Source organism: Comamonas sp. UBA7528 (assembly GCF_002479375.1).
Classification (GTDB): Bacteria; Pseudomonadota; Gammaproteobacteria; order Burkholderiales; family Burkholderiaceae_C; genus Comamonas.
Genome location: NZ_DLMU01000008.1, coordinates 414,596 through 431,338, shown reverse-complemented (window position 1 = coordinate 431,338; position 16,743 = coordinate 414,596). Strand labels below are relative to the sequence as shown.

Here is a 16,743-nt window from a genome sequence, read left to right as displayed (position 1 = left end):
CTCAGGTCCGCAGGTCTTCGGCAGGCGCGCCACGGCACACCGTGGCCCTGCCCTGCGCTAGAACCCCGCTTCGCGCCAGAACACGCTGGCAGCCGTGCGCACAAACTGCGCCCCAGGGGCCTCCCAGGCCCCCCGGATGCTGACCCGGCCACGCCAGCGGTGCTGGGCCGCCCAGGCGGGCATGGCGTCCGTGTTCACCACATCCAGCACCACCCGGTAGATCGGCTGCTCGGGGTACAGCACCCCTTGCTGGCTGCGCACCGCCACATTGCCGCCCGCCTGTGCGGCCAGCGCCCCTTCGTTCAGGCTGCGGCTGGCGTCCTGGTCAATGCTGCGCACGCGCACCGGCAGCGCGGTGCCTCCGGCGCCTTCGGTGATGAACAGGCCGCTGTCGCCCGGCCGGATCCTGTGCAGCTCCTGCTCCGCCACATAACTCACCACCTCCAGCTTCTGCAGGTCCACCACACGGCCCAGCAGCTCCCTGCGGGCCACCCATTCGCCGGCCTGCAGGTCCGGATCCACATCGCGCAGCACGCCGCTGCCGCCCGGCTGCAGCTGGTAGCGCGCGGCATCGGTGTCCAAGGCCGCCCGCTGTGCCACCGCCTCGGCCTGGCGGTCCTGCCACACCTGCCAATCGCGGCGCAGCTCCCCGTCCATGCCGGCGGCCGCAGACTGCTGCACCACCTGTTGCAAACGCGCCTGGTTCTGCTGTGCTGCGGCCTGCAAGGCGGGTGAACTCAGCGCGAACACGGTTGTATCGGCCGCCACCGCACTGCCTTCTGCCAAGGGTGCCTGCGCCAGTTGCGCCGCTTCGGGCGCATGCAGCTGCCATTGGGCACTGGACTGCAGCATGCCGCTGCTGAGCACCGGCACCGGCCAGGGCACCACCAACAGCACCAGCAGGCCCACGGCCAGCGCCGCACTCCAGCGCGCACGGCGGCTGTGCGCAATCTGCACCTTGCGCTCACGCCAGGCTTTCACTTCCGACCACACCGGTTTGGCAACGAACCACACAATTTCCACCGCAAACAACAAAATCCCGACCGCCTTGATGAAGAAGTGATACACCAGGGCCGCAATTCCCAGAAACAGGACCAGACGGTATATCCAGGTGGCCCAGGCAAAGGCAATCAGCATGCGCTGGCGCGTGGGGCCAAAGTGCTCGGGCGGCGCCTCGCCCAGCGCAAACAACCGCTCGCGCAGATGCCAGCGTGCCAGGGCAAAGGCACGGCTGTGCAAATTGGGCATCTGCAGATAGTCCGACAGCAGGAAATAGCCGTCAAAGCGCATGAAGGGGCTGGCATTGATCAGTACCGTGCTCACCCAGGTGGTGGTGGCCAGCAGAAACGCCATCGCCTTGGGCCAACCATCGGGCAGCCACAGCCAGGCCAGCAAGGCCCACACGGCAATCACCAGCTCGGTGGTGATGCCCGCGGCCGCCACCTTCAGCCGCTGGTCGCGGCGCGTCAGCTTCCAGACCTCGTTGGTGTCGGTATAGGCCACAGGCCACAGCACCAGAAACGCCACGCCCATGGTGGGCACCCGGCAGCCATAGCGCCTGGCGGTGATGCCATGGCCCAGCTCATGCAGGCACTTCACCCCCAGCAGGGTGACGCCGTAGGCAAGCAACCCCTGCAGACTCCACATGTCCACCAGGGTGGCGCAGAACACCTCCCAGGAGCGCGCCACACCCCACAACCCCCACAGGAAGGCGGCCAGCGTCAACCACCAGAAGCCGGGCCGGAACAGAAAATCCAGCCGGGGCGCCCAGCGCGCCAGCCAACGGTCCGGGCGCAGCAGCGGTACCCGGAAGAACAGGTAGTTGTGCAGCAGCCATTGCGACCAGCCGCCACGGCGACTTTGCCATTTTTCGGCCAGCGCAGGCGCGCCATGGGGCGCCGGCTGCAGCAGCTCGTTGCCCAGCAGAAACTGCTGCAACACCTGCACGTCCGCCGCAGTCACCTGCAACGTGGTGTGCGCTGCAATATCGCGCGCCATGGCCTGGGGATCGGCCATGTCCCAGCGGCGCAGCACTTCAAAACTGGCCCAGTCCAGCTGAAAGAACAGATTGCGCACCGGGTCATGCAGGGTCCAGCTGGGCTGGCCGTCGGGCAAGACCGGTCCGGGCAGCAGATCCAGCTCCTCACGCAAAGGCAGCCAGGGGGCTGGTGCACCAATCACAGGGCCACCCACTGGCGGATGCTGGCCCAGGGCTTGCGCACCATCCAATAGGCCAGGCTGACCCGTTCTCCTTGCAGCTTGGCCGTGCCTTTGAGGCCGATGCGTTGCGTACCCGCTTTCACCAGCTGCGCACGCACACGGTAGGCATACTGGCCGTCCGGGCGGGCCACGGCGTCATAGGCCACATAACGCACCTGCGCCTGCACGGCCGCCAGCGGGTCGGCCGCCAGGTACAGCTGCACCGGGGCACCGGGCTGCAGCGCAATGGCATCTCCAATCGGCAGCCAGGCTTCCACCTCCACCGCATCGGGCTGGGCAATGCGCATCACGCGCTCGCCGGTCTGCACCGGCTTGCCCATCCATTCCGACGGGGCATCGAACAGCACCATGCCATCGTGCGGCGCCAGCACCTGGGCGCGCTGACGCTGCTCGGTCAGAAACGCCTGTTCGGCGCGGCGCTCGCCAATCTTGCCGGCCAAGGCTGCCAGCTGGGATTTGGAGCGCACATCGCCCAGCGCCAGCTGGGCAAACTGGCGGTACTCCGCCTCGGCCGTCTGCAGGGCCTGCTCCGACACTTCCAGCCGGCTGGCAAGCTGCGCCTCGTCCAGGCTGAACAGCAGCTGGCCCTGCTTCACCATCTCGTTGGGCTGCACATGGATCTGCTCCACCACCCCATCCATGGGTGCGCGCAGCACGGCCGGCTGCGCCGCCACCAGCTCGCCCGGCGCCAGCACGGTCAGGTGCACAGGCCACACTGCCAATGCGGCCACTGCCGCCACGGCCCACACCGCAGGCCGTCGCCACCAGGCCGCTTGCGCCTGCTGCTGGCGCAGGCGCGCCCACCACTGCCGTGGCGATACCATGCGCCGGCGCTGCAAGGCCTGCCAGGCATGGCCCCACATGCTGCCCCATTCGCCCAGCACCGGCAGGCGGTCTGCGGGAAACGGCTCCGCTCCCGCCAGCAGCAAGCCGGCAGATACCCCTTCGCCCTGCGCGGCGCCCGGGGTGGCGAGCGACACGGGCAGCCACACCGCATGGGCGGGCCACCACTGCGACCACTGCGCCGCCAGATCGGGGGGCACATCGGACGCGGTGAAAGCACCAAGCTTGGGGTGGTGCTGCGCCAGGTGGCGGCACAGCTGCGCCGCCCACTGGGCATAGGGCGCATTGGCATCTGGCTGCACCACCCCGGACAAGGTGTGCACACCGTCCTCCTGGGTCCACCAGACGGCCTGGCGGTAAGGCAGCAGCAGGCGGGTGTCATTGACCAGCAGAAACGCCAGCTCCTGCACCGTCTTTGCCTGCCGGGCACGGTGGCCCAGCTCCAGCAGCAGCACCGCAGGGTGCACGCTGCCCGTCGTCATCGGGGCATTCACTGCGACATCCTCGCTCTGTCCTCGTTGCTTGCTTTTTGCCGGATCGGCCTGGGCGTTTGCAGTTCTTTTTTCACCATCACATTGTCCACGTAGCACGGTGATGCCGATTCCGGCGCAATCAACACCTGAATGCGAGACCTGCCGCGCGCTCACCCACCGGCAACGGTCCCACCGGGTACATATTGCCGGTCGTGATCGAGGGGATGCAGCACGCCATCCCCACACCCACCAGGCCTCATCACAGATGCAGGCGCTGGGCCGCCATCTGGCCGGCACGCAACTGGGCATGCCGTTGCAATTGCTCCGCCATGCCCGTGCGGGCCGCAGGACCGGCATCACCCGCCTTGATCTTGATGGTGGTGCTCACCGCGTGGCCCTGGCTGTCGCGCGCCGTCAGGCGCAGCGTCAGCTCCCCCTGGAATCCCGGCGGCATGGTCCCGCTGACCTGGCCCGTGCGCGCATCAAACTTCAGCCAGGCAGGCAGCGGCCGGCCATCGGCCTGCGTCATCGCAAACTGCACGCTGGCCAGCGGATCGCTGTGGCCGAACATGGTGGGCGGCACCTTCCAGTCCACCTGGCGGCCGGTATCGGCCACCACCGCATCCACCGGGTGCAGCAGCACCAGGCGATCGGCGCCAGCCCCCGAACCCGCGTCTGTGCCCAGCGGTGCGGATGCGCCGGGCACCTCACCACTGCGGGAGGGGGCAAAGCCCAGGAAGCCCAGCGAAAGCTCGCTGCGGTCCGTCGCCACATCGGCGTTGAAGAACGGTGAAGTGGCCAATGCGCCCGATGAAGCGCCATCGTTCCCCAAAAATGCGCCGCTGGTGCGGGGTGCCACAGGCTCTGTAGCCACAGAACCGAAGGGCACCGCCCCTGCCGAAGGCAAGGCAATTTCCCAGACTCCGGCATTGCCAAAAATGCCTGCCACCGGCCATTCCACGGTGGGTGGCACCACCAGCGGGGCCACGTCCACGGTCAGCGCTGCCACTTCGGAGCGATTGCCCACCGCATTGGTCTGCCGCACCTGCAGCAGGTACTGGCCGGGGCTGGCGATGGCCACCACATTGCCTTGACCGGTTTGCCAGGTCTGGCCCGCGTCCAGGGAATACTCCCACTGTGCGCCGGCTTCCAGCGCATCCACGCGCACCGTGGCGTTGCCCGCTGCGTTGCTCTCGACCTCCAGCACAGGCTGCGCAGGCAACACGGTGTCGATGGCATAGCTGTCGGACAGGCTGTCGCTGGCGGCCGCATTGCCCGCCAGATCGGTGTAGCCGGTGTGATTCAGCACCACCTGCAGATGGGACTGCACCTTACCCGCCGCAGGCGTCAGGGTGGCGGTCCAGGTGATGCCCCCATCGGTACTGACCAGATCGCTCAGCGTCCCATCGGTCACCGTGAAATCGCCCACATCCAGACCGGTGACCGCTTCGCTGAAGCGGATAGTCAACTGCGCCGTCTCCTGCGCGTTCAACGTGGTCCTGTCCAGCGACAGGCTGGCCGTCGGCGCCACGTTGTCCACCAGCACGCCGGAGGTGCTGCCCACCCCGTTCAGTGCCGGATTCAGGTCATTGCCGGCAAGGTCGGTCAGTTGCTCGCCGCGCAGGTCCAGGCTGCTGACAGCAATGCCATTGGCGTCGTTGTCGCCGGGCTGCACCACGTACTGGAACACCAGCGTGTCGCTGCCGCTGCCGGAGATATAGGTGGCGTAACGGGTCACGCCGCCCACATCCAGCGCCAGGCGCGGCGCCAGGCTGCCGATCTGCACGGCTTCGCTGGCGTTGACGGTAAAGGTCAGCACGTCGCCGGCTTTGTAGCTGCCACCAGCCGGAACACTCACCGAACTGACGACTGGGACCACCGCATCAATCCGTATTTGGCTGGTGTCGCCCACACTATTGAGGGCGATATTGGCATCGTTGCCGATGCTGTCGCGCAGGGTCGCACCATGGAGTTGGAGGCTACTGCCAAGAGTGATGCCATTTGTGTCCAGCTGGCCATTGGCAACAGTCAGCCGGAACACGAGAGCATTGGACCCAGCACCAGACAGGTAGGTGGCATACGCAGTGGCGCCATTGTCCAGGGTCACTTCGATGCGTGGTGTGCCACCCGCCGCATCCAGGTGCACCACTTCATCCAGGTGCACGGTGAAGTCCAGGTTCTGTCCGGCAAGATAAGTACCATGGCTTGGCACATCAACGCTGGTCACACTGGGGGCGACCCGGTCGATGCTATAGGCGGCTCCAGTCAAACCACCGCTGATGACATTGCCTGCACCGTCTACGATCCCGGTGCCGCTGTTGTTCAGGTCAAGGCGCAGGCTGCCGGTGCCGGTCAGGCCGCCGACCACCACCGTGTAGGTACGTCCGTCTACTGCGGTAACGCTGCTGATGCTGCCCGCGGCGCTGCCGCCGAAGAACAGATTGAAGTCGCTGGCGTCGACGCCGCTGACATCCTCGCTGAAGGTCACGGTGAAGCTGACAGAACCGCTGTTGCTCGGGTTGGCATCGACGCGCACGATAGTGGCTGCACTTGGTGCAGTTGTGTCGACTACGACGCCAGCGGTCCCCCCCATTCCATTGAGAGTCAGGTTCAGGCCATTACCAGCTAGGTCGGTGAGCGGCTCACCACGCAGGTCGATACCGTTGACCTCAATGCCGTTGCCGTCGTTGTGACCGGCCAGCACGGTGTACTGGAACACCAGCGCATTGCTACCGCTGCCGGACACATAGGTGGCGTACCGGGTCACCCCGCCCACATCCAGCACTAGCCGTGGCGGCAATCCGCCAATCTGCAGTGCTTCGCTGGCATTGACCGTAAAGGTCAGTACGTCGCCGGCCTTGTAGTTGCCGTCGAGCGGCGTGGTGACGCTGGTCACGGTAGGCACCACACCGTCGACGTTGACGTGGGCAGTGCTGGCGACGCCGTTCAAGGTCACCACGGTATCGTTGCCGGCGGTGTCGCGGATGCTCCCGCCATTGAGCTGCACCGTGCTGCCCAGGATCACGCCGTTGCTGTCCAGCTGGCCGCTGGCGACGATCAGACGGAACACCAGGGCGCTGCCGCCGGAGCCGGAAACGTACTCGGCGTAAACCGTACCGCCGGTGTCCAGGGTCACGGCGATGCGCGGTACGCCGCCGGTGGTATCGACCAACATGTTTTCGCTGAAGTTGACCGTAAAGTCTAGATTCTGTCCAACGATGTAAGTGCCATCGAACGGTACGCTGACGCTAGCCACCACCGGCACCACGCCGTCGACCACGACATTGCTGCGCCCGCCCAGGGAATCGGCGCCGCCCACGGTTGGCAGGGTCAGCACCGCCAGGTCGCTGGTGTTGTTGGTGATCAACGCGCCGTTCATTTGCAGCGCGGAGGTACTCTGGAAGTCCAGGTCGGCACTGATATCGCCGGCCTGCACGGTGTACTTGAAGACCAGGGTGTTGGTGCCGGTACCGCTCACATACACGGCATTGCGATCCACCAGGCCGGTTTCCAGGAGCAAGGTCGGCGAACCACTGCTGAGGTCGACGTTGACCACCTGATCCCAGGTCATGCTGATAAGTACTTCGTCACCGATCATTACGGTGCGGTCCAGGCCCTGGGCCGAGACGTTAGTGACCTTCGGGTTCACCGGCACGACGGTGATTGAGAGGATGTCGACATCGGTCTTCGCCCCGCCGGTACCGGAGTTGCCGTTGTCGCTGGTCTCGATGGTGATGCTGGCAGCGCCGAGGTAGTTGTTCGACGGCCTGAAGGTGAGGGTCTGCAACGCGGCGTTGATGTTGGTCCGGTTGCCCTCGAAGGTCATGGCGACACCGGTGTTGCTGACCATGTTGATGCCACTGAGGCTGCCCAGGCTGAGCAAGCCATTGGTGGCGGTCAAGGTCACGGTCATCAGGCCGTTGCCGGAATCCACATCGCTGATGGAGATGGCGTTGCCATTGGCGGTGTTGAAGGCATGGTCAAGGTTCTGCGAGGCCGTCTGCGCGGCCGGCAGGTTATTGACCGGCACATCGTTCACCGCAGTGACGTTGAGGGTCACGGTCTTGGTGTCGGTCTGCTCGCCACCGCTGCCGTTGAAGCCCTTGTCGTTGATCTTCACCGTCAGGATCACGCTGGCGGTGGCGTCCTGGGCGGTCTTGAAGGTGAGGCCGTTGGCCGCGATGAAGAAGTTGATATCGGCCAGGCTGCCGGTCAGGGTCAGCTCGCCGGTACCGGAGCCGCCCACGGTGACACCCATGCCGGTGGTGGCGCTCAAGGTGCCGCTCGGCACCGAGAAGGTTGCGGTCACGCTGTTGATGCCGGCATCGATGTCGGTGAAGCTGATGCCGGTGATCACGCTGGACACGTCTTCGGTCACGGTGATGGACAGCGGTACGGTGGCCACCGGCGCATCGTTCACCGCCTGGACCTGTAGGGTCATGGTGGTGGTGGCGTCGGATACGCTCGTGGTGTTGACGTTGATGGTCAGGGTGACGTTGCTGGTGGCGTTGGCCGCCGTGGTGAAGGTCACGCGGCTTTCGGAGATGAAGGTATTGATGTCGGTCAGGGTGCCGGTCAGGACCAGCGCCGTGGGCGTACCGCTCACGGTCACGCCGCTGGAGCTGGTAGCGCTGAGGGTGCCGCTGCCGACCGACAGGGTGACGGTACCGGTGTTCGAATCGACATCGCTGAAGCTGATCACGTTGATCGGCGTCACCACGTCTTCGCTGACCGGGAAGGTTACCGGCGCGGTGATGGTCGGCGAATCGTTCACCGCACTGATGGTGATGTCACGGGTGACCGCGATGGAGGACAGACCGCCACCGTCGGTAACCTGAAACTGTATGGTACGGCTGGTGGTGTTCGGGCTGTCCGAGGAGTTGCCGTAGGTCACGGCGCGCATTGCGGCCTGGAACTCCGCGGTGGTCGCCGTGTTGCCAGCCGACGTCAGGGTCAGAATGCCGGTGCCTGCGCTCCAACTGCCGACGATATTGCCCATGCTCAGGCCGTCGTTAACAAAGGCCAGGCTGTCCTGGGCACTGTAATAGGTCAGTAGGCGCACCGTGGCGCTAGTCGGGTTAGGACCATCGGGGTCGGACAGCGTCACGCCCGGATCCACCACCACCGGGTTGGAGGTCACGTTATTGCCTTCGTTCCAGGACGCTGCAGTGCCTGTCAACGTCACCACCGGGAGGTCGTTGATGGCAGTGACCACCACGGCGGCCGTGTCAGTCTGAGTGGAATAGGCCGTTGTACTGCCGGACGTGCTGGTATTAGTCTTGGTGCCCTGGAGACCGAGAGTGCTATTGGTCTGGTCCCAGGCCTTGTAGCTGATGGTCGCGGTTTCACCGTGGATGCCATCCGGCACGAAGCGCAGTCGGTCGGCTGGACGCAGGAGCAGCGCGCTACTATCGGAGACGGCGCCAACATCATTCCAGGTGGTGCCGTTGTTAGTGCTGTACTGCCATTTGCCGTAGGTCGCGGTCAGGCCAGTGATCGCCATGCCTCTTGGCGCGCCGGTGTCGAGATCGGCGACGCCTCCGAGCAGCGTGCTGACGGCGTCACCGCTGTTGCTGGTGGAGCCATCAGTCAGGCCTGTCAGGGTCGGGTTGACCGGGATCATCACCGGCGCGTCGTTGACCGAGCTGACTATCAATGTGGCCATGGCGTTGCCAACGGAGTAAGCGGTGGAGCCACCGTTGGTGGTGGTGTCACCAGTGCTGCGAGAGCCGTTGACCGACGCCATGCCGCTGGTGCAATCCCAAGCGCGGAAGGTAAAGCTGACGTTCTCGCCGTTGGCACCGTCCGGAACGTAGCGCACCTGGGTGTCCGCCGTAAGCAACAGGGCTTTGCTGGCCGAGACGGTGCCGAAGTCGGTCCAGGTCACGCCATCGGTGGAATACTGCCAAGTGCCGCGACCCACGGTGCCGGTGACGGCAATCCCGGAAGCAGCGCCCGCGTCGGCGTCCGAGGAGGTGGTGCTAGCCAGCACCGTGGAGACGGAGAGAGCGGCACTAGTGGTGTCTTCGTTGGTGGTGGGGATCGCGTAGGGACCGCCGCTCAAGGTCGGCGCGTCGTTGACCGCGACCAGGGTGACGATGCTGGCCAGGTTCGGCGAGATGGTGTTCAGGCCGCCGTTGGCGGTGCCGCCGCTGTCGCGCACATTGGTCAGGGTGACGGTGCGCGAGGTCCCGCTTGGTGCATTGCTTTCGTTGCGATAGGTGATGTTGTTGACAATGGTCTGCGCGGTCGCTGTGGACAGCCCTGCGTGCGCCAGAGTCAGGGTCGCGGTGCCGGAGCTGACCGAGACCGAGACGTTCATGCCATTGTTAGAGGTGATGAGGTTGGTGCCGTTGGTAAGGGTCACCTCGGAGCCATCGATCACCAGCTTTTCCGAGGCGCCGTTGACCAGGTTGGTGACGTTGACAGTCATCAGGATGATGCTCTGCCCGGCTTCCACGTTGTTGATGCTGGTACCGCTGAACACTGCCACGGCCGAACCGTCCTCGGTGAAGGTCGGGTTGGTGCCGGTGGTGCTAACCACGGGTGCATCGTTCACTGCAAGGACATTGACAGTGACCGCTGCCGAGGCGCTGCTGGTGCCGGTCCCGTCGGTCACCGTGACGCTCAGGGTGCGCGCGCCGGTATTCGGCGAGATGGTGTTGCTGTTGCTGTTGCTGTATTGCAGGCTCTGCACCAGCGCGCTGACCGCAGCGGCATCGGCAGAGGCATTAAGCGTGATCACCAGGGCGCTGCCGCCGCTGCCGCCGGTGAAGGCGCCGATCAGGACGCCGCCGTACAGCACGTCACTGCCGGACACGGAGATCTGCCCGGCGGCCATGCCGAGGCTGAGAATTGACAGCACGTCTTCGCTGGTCACGGCACCGCCGGTGACCGAAACGCGCACGCTACCGCCGTTGAAGTTGGCAGAGTCGGCATCGGTGACTGCGGCGTTGTTGCTCTGGTCGATGAGGACGCCGCCGCTCTTTTCGGTGTAGTTGACCGCGTCGCCGTTGAGATTGGCAATTACCGGCGGCGCCTGGTTGGCTACGGTGAAGTTCAGCGTAGTGTTGCCGTTGATGCCCTGGTACACGATGCCTGCGCTGTCGACGAAGGTCCGCGAGTCTATGCGTACCGCATAGGCGACGCCGTTGACTAGGGTGATCGATGGATCTATGGTCCAGGTGGTACCAGAGCCAGTGATCTGGCCACCGTTGACCGAGATGGTCTCGACGATCTGGTTGTCCGAGGTGCGGACAATGTAGATGTTGCCGACGCCCTTGCTTACCGCTTCGCTGAACGTCAGCACGATGTTGGCGCCCGGGCTGACACCGGTGGCGTTATCACCAGGTGTAGAGCTGATCAGAGCAGGCGGGCGATCGCTCTGCAGGTAGAGATTGCCCGAACTGCCATTGGTGGCGGAGATAATATCCTGATCGCCGTCGCCGTCGAAGTCGCCGACCCGGTAGCTGGTGCCGGTATGGTCGACCAGGGTCAAGCCGGCGAAGGGCGACGCGCTCTGGGGCAGGATGGTGAAGGTGCCATCGCCATTGCTGCGGGCGTACTGAAACGCGCTGCCGTTAGTACCTGTCTGGTAGAGGATGTCGGCATCGCCGTCGCCATCGAAGTCCCCCACCAGCATGCGGCCGTTGGCGGCTGGTTGCGGAAAGGTGCTGGTGGACTGGCTGCTGAAGGTGGCTCCGTCGTTGCGCAGGTAGGTACCGGTACCGTTGTTGACTGCGGCGAGGATGTCGAGGTCGCCGTCGCCATCGAAGTCGGCCACGTAGTAGTTGTTGCCGCCATGGTCAGGCAACGTCAGGCCGGCGAACGGCGAACTGCCGAAACTCAGGTTGGTGAAGGTGCCGTCGCCGTTGCTGCGGGCATAGGCCCAGGCGCTGCCGTTGGTGCCGGTCTGATAGAGGATGTCGCTGTCGCCGTCACCATCGAAGTCGGCGACGACCATGCGCGATCCAACCGTTGGCGCGGGGAAATTCGCACTGGACTGGCTGGAGAGAGTCCCGCCATCGTTGCGGAAATACTGTCCGGAGCTGCCGTTGACCCCGACCAGGATGTCTACGTCACCGTCGCCGTCAAAGTCGCCGACGAAATAGTTGGTCCCCGTGATATCGGGCAGGCTCAGACCGGCGAACGGCGAGCTGGCGAAACTCAGGTTGGTGAAGGTGCCGTCCCCGTTGCTGCGGGCATAGGCGAAGGCAGTGCCGTTGCCACCGGTCTGGTAGAGGATGTCGGTATCGCCGTCGCCGTCGAAGTCGCCGACGACGGTACGCCCAGCGTTGCCGATGCTCGTTCCCAGCGGAACGCTGCCGGTGGTCCAGGAGCTGGCCAGGACGCCATCGTAGCCCGCCACCACCTGGGCGGATGTCTCGATCTGCCCGCTGCTGCGCTCCAGGCTCCAGTTGCCGCCCAAGGCAGCAGCGCCAGTATCGTCTGCCGATGCAGCCACATCGGCGCCGGTGATGACCGCCAGCTGGTCCAGAAACGCCTGGCCCTTGTCGCCCTGGCCCACATCGCAGCCGTACAGCATCAGGTCGCCATCGGCCTTCAGCGCCGCACCAATGCCCTGCAAGGCAGCGCTGTGTTCGCCCAGGTTGGCACTGCTGAGCCACACATTGCCCATCTGTACCGTGCCGTCCGCGCCGTGGGACAGCAGGTGGATGGCGTCCAGCCCATTGCGCCCCTGCAGATAGTCCGCCATCTGCTGCAGGCCGTCCTTGCCGGCGTCCAGAATCACCACTTCGGCGCTGCTGGACAGGCCTGCCAGCAATTCAGCCAGGTTGGGCACCTGGCTGTCCACAAACACCACTTCCTGGCGTTGGCTGGTGGCAGGAGCCGCCTCGGCCATCAGCGCATGGCGCAGCGCGCTGGCCGTGTCTGCCCCCGCGTCGCTGCCCGTGGCTCCGTCCGCCACCGCATGGGCGGCGTCGGCCGCACCCGCACCGTCGAACATGAAGCGCTGCTCCAGCGCCAGGGGGCGCATGGCGCTGCCTGCCCCTGCGGGGGCGGTGTTCTGCACCGCGGATGCAGATGTCTTGGAAGCGGCAGCAGCTTGCGCCAGGCGGCGCCAGAAGGGGCGGTTGTGGGCGGTCATCGAATCATCCTTCCTTTGGCCTGGGCGGCCCTTTCACGGGCACACGGACGGCACTTGCAGGGACACTGGCACGGAATACGGGGTGGCCAGGCCTGCTGTACACCGATCGCTTCGGTTGCAGCAGGCCTGGCCCGGATCTTTGGGAGGCAAACTACCTGTGCGCTTGCAGCGGGACTTTCCGCAAGCAACAACCTGGACATCCATACGCTCTGGGCACAGGCAGCTCCTCCAACGGTGGGGTTATTTTTGCTCTGACGGTGCCAACAGCACCTGCCCGCTCATGCCGGCAATCAGCTCGGGGAACTTGCCGTGGATGGCGGCGTTGACCTTGATCGACTGGCTCACCGGGTCCACCCGCGCCGCCAGGCGCTGCACCTTGGCCGGGTAGGTCTTGCCGGTTTCGTCAATCCGCACCTCGAAGGCCGTGCCCTGGTGCAGCCAGCTCAGCCAGCGCGAGGGCACCAGAAACTCCAGCTCCAGCACGCTGTCGTCGATGATCTCCAGCAGCGGCTGCCCCGCCTGGGCGTACTGCTGCTCGCGGATCTTCTGCTCGGCAATGCGCCCGGCATACGGCGCGCTGATCTGGCATTTGCCCAGCACGCTGCGGTTGGCCGCCAGCTCGGCACGCGCCTTGTTCCATTCGGCCTGCGAGGTGTCCAGCTCGATCTTGCCCACCGAGTTCAGCTCGGCCAGGCGCTGGTTGGCACGCCAGGTCTTCTCGGTCGCGTCCACGCCCGCCTGGGCCTTGTTCAGCTGCGCCTGCTGCAGGCTGCAGTCAAACTGCACCAGCAGCTGGCCCTGGCGGAAGCTGCCGCCTTCGGCCACCGGCAGGCGCTGCACCTTGGCACCGATTTCGGCACCCAGGGTGGTGTAGCGGCGTGGCGCCAGCTGGGCGCGGATGTCGCGCTGCTCCAGCGCACTGGTGACCGGGCTGGCACTGTGCGCGGGCACAGCTGGCTTCTTGGCGCCCGGCGCTGGCGCGGTTTGCGCCGATGCCGCCAACGCCAGCACCATGGGGGCTGCGGCACACAGGCCCGCCCGCATCATTGCCGTGAACCTCATTGCACCTGCCCCGCTTCCCAGCGTTGCAGGGCCTGGCCGACGGCACTGGTCAGCTCGGGCAGCGGCAGGCGGTCAGAGCCTTCGATCACCGGCTCCAGCCCCAGCGTGGCCTGCAGGCGCGAGCCTGCCGACTGCAGCGCCGCCTGTGCCTGGTAGCGCCGCAGCGTGGACAGGATGGACGCGGTCTGCTGCGCCACACTCTCCTGGCGGGTCTGCTTGTCCACCTTGACCTGGTTGTCCACATGCTCGGCCAAGCGCTGGTCCACCGCCGCAATCGCGTCGGCACGTTCGTACTGGTGGGCCGCGTTGGCAAACTGCAGGCGGGCGATGTGCAGCTGGCTGAGCACGGCCATCTGCGTGGCCATGCGTTTCTGGTCGGCCAGCGCCACACCGGCATCGGCCAGGCGCTTTTGCGCCGGCACCGACAACAGGCCCAGCAGGTTGAACGAGATCTGCAGCCCGGCTTCGCGCCAGCTGTCGTTGATCAGATAGCTGTCGGTGCTGTGGTTGGCGGCGTAGTTGAAGGACAGGCCGGGGAACATGCGCAGCATCACGCGCTTGGTTTCTTCGCGGGCAATGCGGGCACCGTACTGGCTTTCACGCAGGTCGGGGTTGCGCACCAGGGCCAGGGCTTCCATGTCTTCCACCGGACGCTGCAACCAGGTGGACGATGTGCCTTGTGCAGGCTCCGCCACCCGCCAGGCCGTGGCCGCCTGGCCGGGTGCCATGCCCATCAGCGCCGCCAGCTCCAGGCGGGCGGGCGAGAGTTCCTGCTCGATCACTTCCAGCAGGCGCAGGTTCTCCAGCAACTGGCGCTGGTAGCGCAGCGGCTCCACCGGGGAGCGGAGTTTTTCGGCTTCGACCTTGCGCACATCGGTCAGGGCCAGATCGGCCGACTGGGTGGCGCTGCGCAGCGGCGCCTGCAGGGCCTGGTGGGCGGCCACGCGCCAGTAGGCGGTGCGCACTTCCTGCACCAGGTTGTGCAGGGCCTTGCGGCGGCGTTCTTCGGCAATCAGCGCGCGGTCGGCGTTCTGGCGTGCGGCGTAGTAGCTTTGGCCGAAGTCCAGCAGGCTCCAGGAAAAGCCCAGCGAGTACAGGGCCGCTTCGCGGTCCGTGGAGATATAGGGATTGGCCAGCGAGGGGCGGCCGGTGACCGAATCCTGGCTGCGGGTGATCAGCTCCTGGTCGCGGTAGCGGTAGCCTGCCGAGGCCACCAGCTTGGGCAGCATGTCGAACTGCGACACCTGGAACGTGCCCTGGGCCACGGCCTCTTCCATGGCGCGCAGACGCTGCACGGCGTTGTACTTGATGGCACGGGCAATCGCCTCTTCCAGCGTGACGGTGGCGGGCAGCGGTGCCACATCCTGCGCCAGTTGCTGGCGGTCGGCCTGCACCTGGGTGCGCAACTCCTCATCGGTCAGCGGCTGGGCGTTGAAACTGGCGCAACCGGTCAGCACGGCGCCGGTACCCAGAACCAGGGCGGTACGGCGCGCCAAAGGCAGCCAGGAAAAGGAGAAGGAGTGGTCTTGCATGGATGGTGGCTGGTGGATAAGAGATCGAAACACCGAAGCAGCCACTGGCAGGAGGCGGGCACAGACGGCCCACGGCACACCCTACACAGACCGCATTTCTCCTCGATTGAAGGCTCCCTCAGCGGCTGATAATTTTGTAAATATTTGTCATGGTAACGACGGGCGGTGTCGCAATCAATCACTGAATCTAGGTATATCGATTTTCTTAATTGAATTTTTATTTCATAAATCAGTCATAAATTCCCATTCATTTCATACCTGCAATCACCACACCCGTGCCGCGACCTGTCGTGCAACGGACGCGCGACATCTCCTGTCTGTGTCATGCTGCAGTGCACTGTTGTTGATACACATCCCCCTCTTTTCATGTCTGCCCTGTTCTCCCCCATCGCCTTCGGCCCGTTGCAGCTGGCCAACCGCATCGTCATTCCCCCCATGTGCATGTATTCCGCGCAGGACGGGCTGGCCAACGACTTCCATGTGATGCACTACGGCAACCTGTCCCAGTCGGGCGCGGGCCTGCTGGTGCTGGAGGCCACGGCAGTGGAGGCACGCGGGCGCATCAGCGCCCATGACCTGGGGCTGTGGAGCGATGCCCACACCGAAGCGCTGCGCCCGGTGGTACAGCACCTGCGCCGTTTCAGCCCCATGCCGGTGTGCATCCAGCTGGCCCATGCCGGACGCAAGGCCAGCTGCCGCCGCCCCTGGGAAGGCGGTGGAGCACTGCCGGCGGACGATGCCCAGGCCTGGCCCACGGTCAGCGCCAGCGCGCTGCCTTTTGCACCCACCGATCCCGAACCCCAGGCCGCATCGCTGCAGGACATTGCCGAGATCACCCAGGCCTTTGTGGATGCCGCGCTGCGCGCCCGGCAACTGGGGCTGGACGCCATCGAGATCCATGCCGCCCACGGTTATCTGCTGCACCAGTTCCTGTCGCCGCTGTCCAACCAGCGCACCGACCAGTACGGAGGCAGCCTGGGCAACCGCATGCGCCTGACGCTGGAAGTGTTCGAGGCCGTGCGCACCGCCGTGGATGCGGCCATGGCCGTGGGCGTACGCATCAGCGCCACCGACTGGATGGAGCCGGCCGGCTGGGACCTTGCGCAAAGCCAGCACCTGGCCCAGGAACTGGCCGCACGTAGCTGCGATTTTCTGCATGTCTCCAGTGCCGCGCTGCACCCGGACCAGAAGATTCCGGTGGGCCCCGGTTACCAGGTTCCGCTGGCCGAAGCGCTGAAGGACCGGCTGGAAGGCCGCATGCCGGTGATTGCCGTGGGCCTGATCACCGACCCGCAGCAGGCCGAAAGCATTGTGCAGACCGGCCAGGCCGACGCCGTAGGAATTGCCCGCGCCATGCTCTACCAGCCGCGCTGGCCCTGGGAGGCCGCGCGCCAGCTGGGCGCCAGCGTACATGCAGCGCCGCAGTACCTGCGCTGCCAGCCGCATGGCGCCAAAGAACTGTTCCAAGCATAGTGACTGAACTTGAATGGCTCATCAAAAAGGA

General features: G+C 65.5%; 6 protein-coding genes. 1 reads left to right on the top strand and 5 read right to left on the bottom strand.

Annotated features, from left to right (window positions below; translation table 11 throughout):
• Window positions 1–57: 57 nt before the first annotated feature.
• The 5 genes from B3349_RS10935 to B3349_RS10915 form a co-directional block, all read right to left on the bottom strand.
• A complete protein-coding gene (locus B3349_RS10935) occupies window positions 58–2,181 on the bottom strand; it encodes a site-2 protease family protein (protein WP_291588606.1) in 2,124 nt (707 codons plus the stop codon).
• Window positions 2,178–3,557, bottom strand: coding sequence for an efflux RND transporter periplasmic adaptor subunit (locus tag B3349_RS10930; RefSeq protein ID WP_291588605.1), 1,380 nt, complete (start codon window positions 3,555–3,557; stop codon window positions 2,178–2,180). Before B3349_RS10930 ends, B3349_RS10935 begins: the two co-directional genes overlap by 4 nt.
• A 238-nt stretch (window positions 3,558–3,795) precedes the next feature.
• A complete protein-coding gene (locus tag B3349_RS10925; protein ID WP_291588604.1) occupies window positions 3,796–12,645 on the bottom strand; it encodes a DUF4347 domain-containing protein in 8,850 nt (2,949 codons plus the stop codon).
• A 240-nt stretch (window positions 12,646–12,885) separates the two neighbouring features.
• The gene (locus B3349_RS10920; RefSeq protein WP_291588603.1) at window positions 12,886–13,707 is read right to left on the bottom strand and encodes an efflux RND transporter periplasmic adaptor subunit; all 822 of its coding nucleotides are present in this window, start codon (window positions 13,705–13,707) and stop codon (window positions 12,886–12,888) included.
• Window positions 13,704–15,239, bottom strand: coding sequence for a TolC family protein (locus B3349_RS10915; RefSeq protein ID WP_291588602.1), 1,536 nt, complete (start codon window positions 15,237–15,239; stop codon window positions 13,704–13,706). The genes B3349_RS10920 and B3349_RS10915 overlap by 4 nt, the downstream gene beginning before the upstream one ends.
• A gap of 366 nt (window positions 15,240–15,605) precedes the next feature.
• Here B3349_RS10915 and B3349_RS10910 point away from each other — a divergent pair, with 366 nt between their 5' ends.
• Window positions 15,606–16,712 (top strand): NADH:flavin oxidoreductase/NADH oxidase, encoded by a 1,107-nt coding sequence (locus B3349_RS10910; RefSeq protein WP_291588601.1) that lies wholly within the window; start codon window positions 15,606–15,608, stop codon window positions 16,710–16,712.
• Window positions 16,713–16,743: the final 31 nt, after the last annotated feature.

What these genes read in the sequence shown, in the direction of transcription:
- B3349_RS10925 (WP_291588604.1), bottom strand. Translation starts at nt 12,645, where the DNA reads ATGACCGCCCACAACCGCCCCTTCTGGCGCCGCCTGGCGCAAGCTGCT.
- B3349_RS10920 (WP_291588603.1), bottom strand. Translation starts at nt 13,707, where the DNA reads ATGAGGTTCACGGCAATGATGCGGGCGGGCCTGTGTGCCGCAGCCCCC.
- B3349_RS10915 (WP_291588602.1), bottom strand. Translation starts at nt 15,239, where the DNA reads ATGCAAGACCACTCCTTCTCCTTTTCCTGGCTGCCTTTGGCGCGCCGT.
- B3349_RS10910 (WP_291588601.1), top strand. Translation starts at nt 15,606, where the DNA reads ATGTCTGCCCTGTTCTCCCCCATCGCCTTCGGCCCGTTGCAGCTGGCC.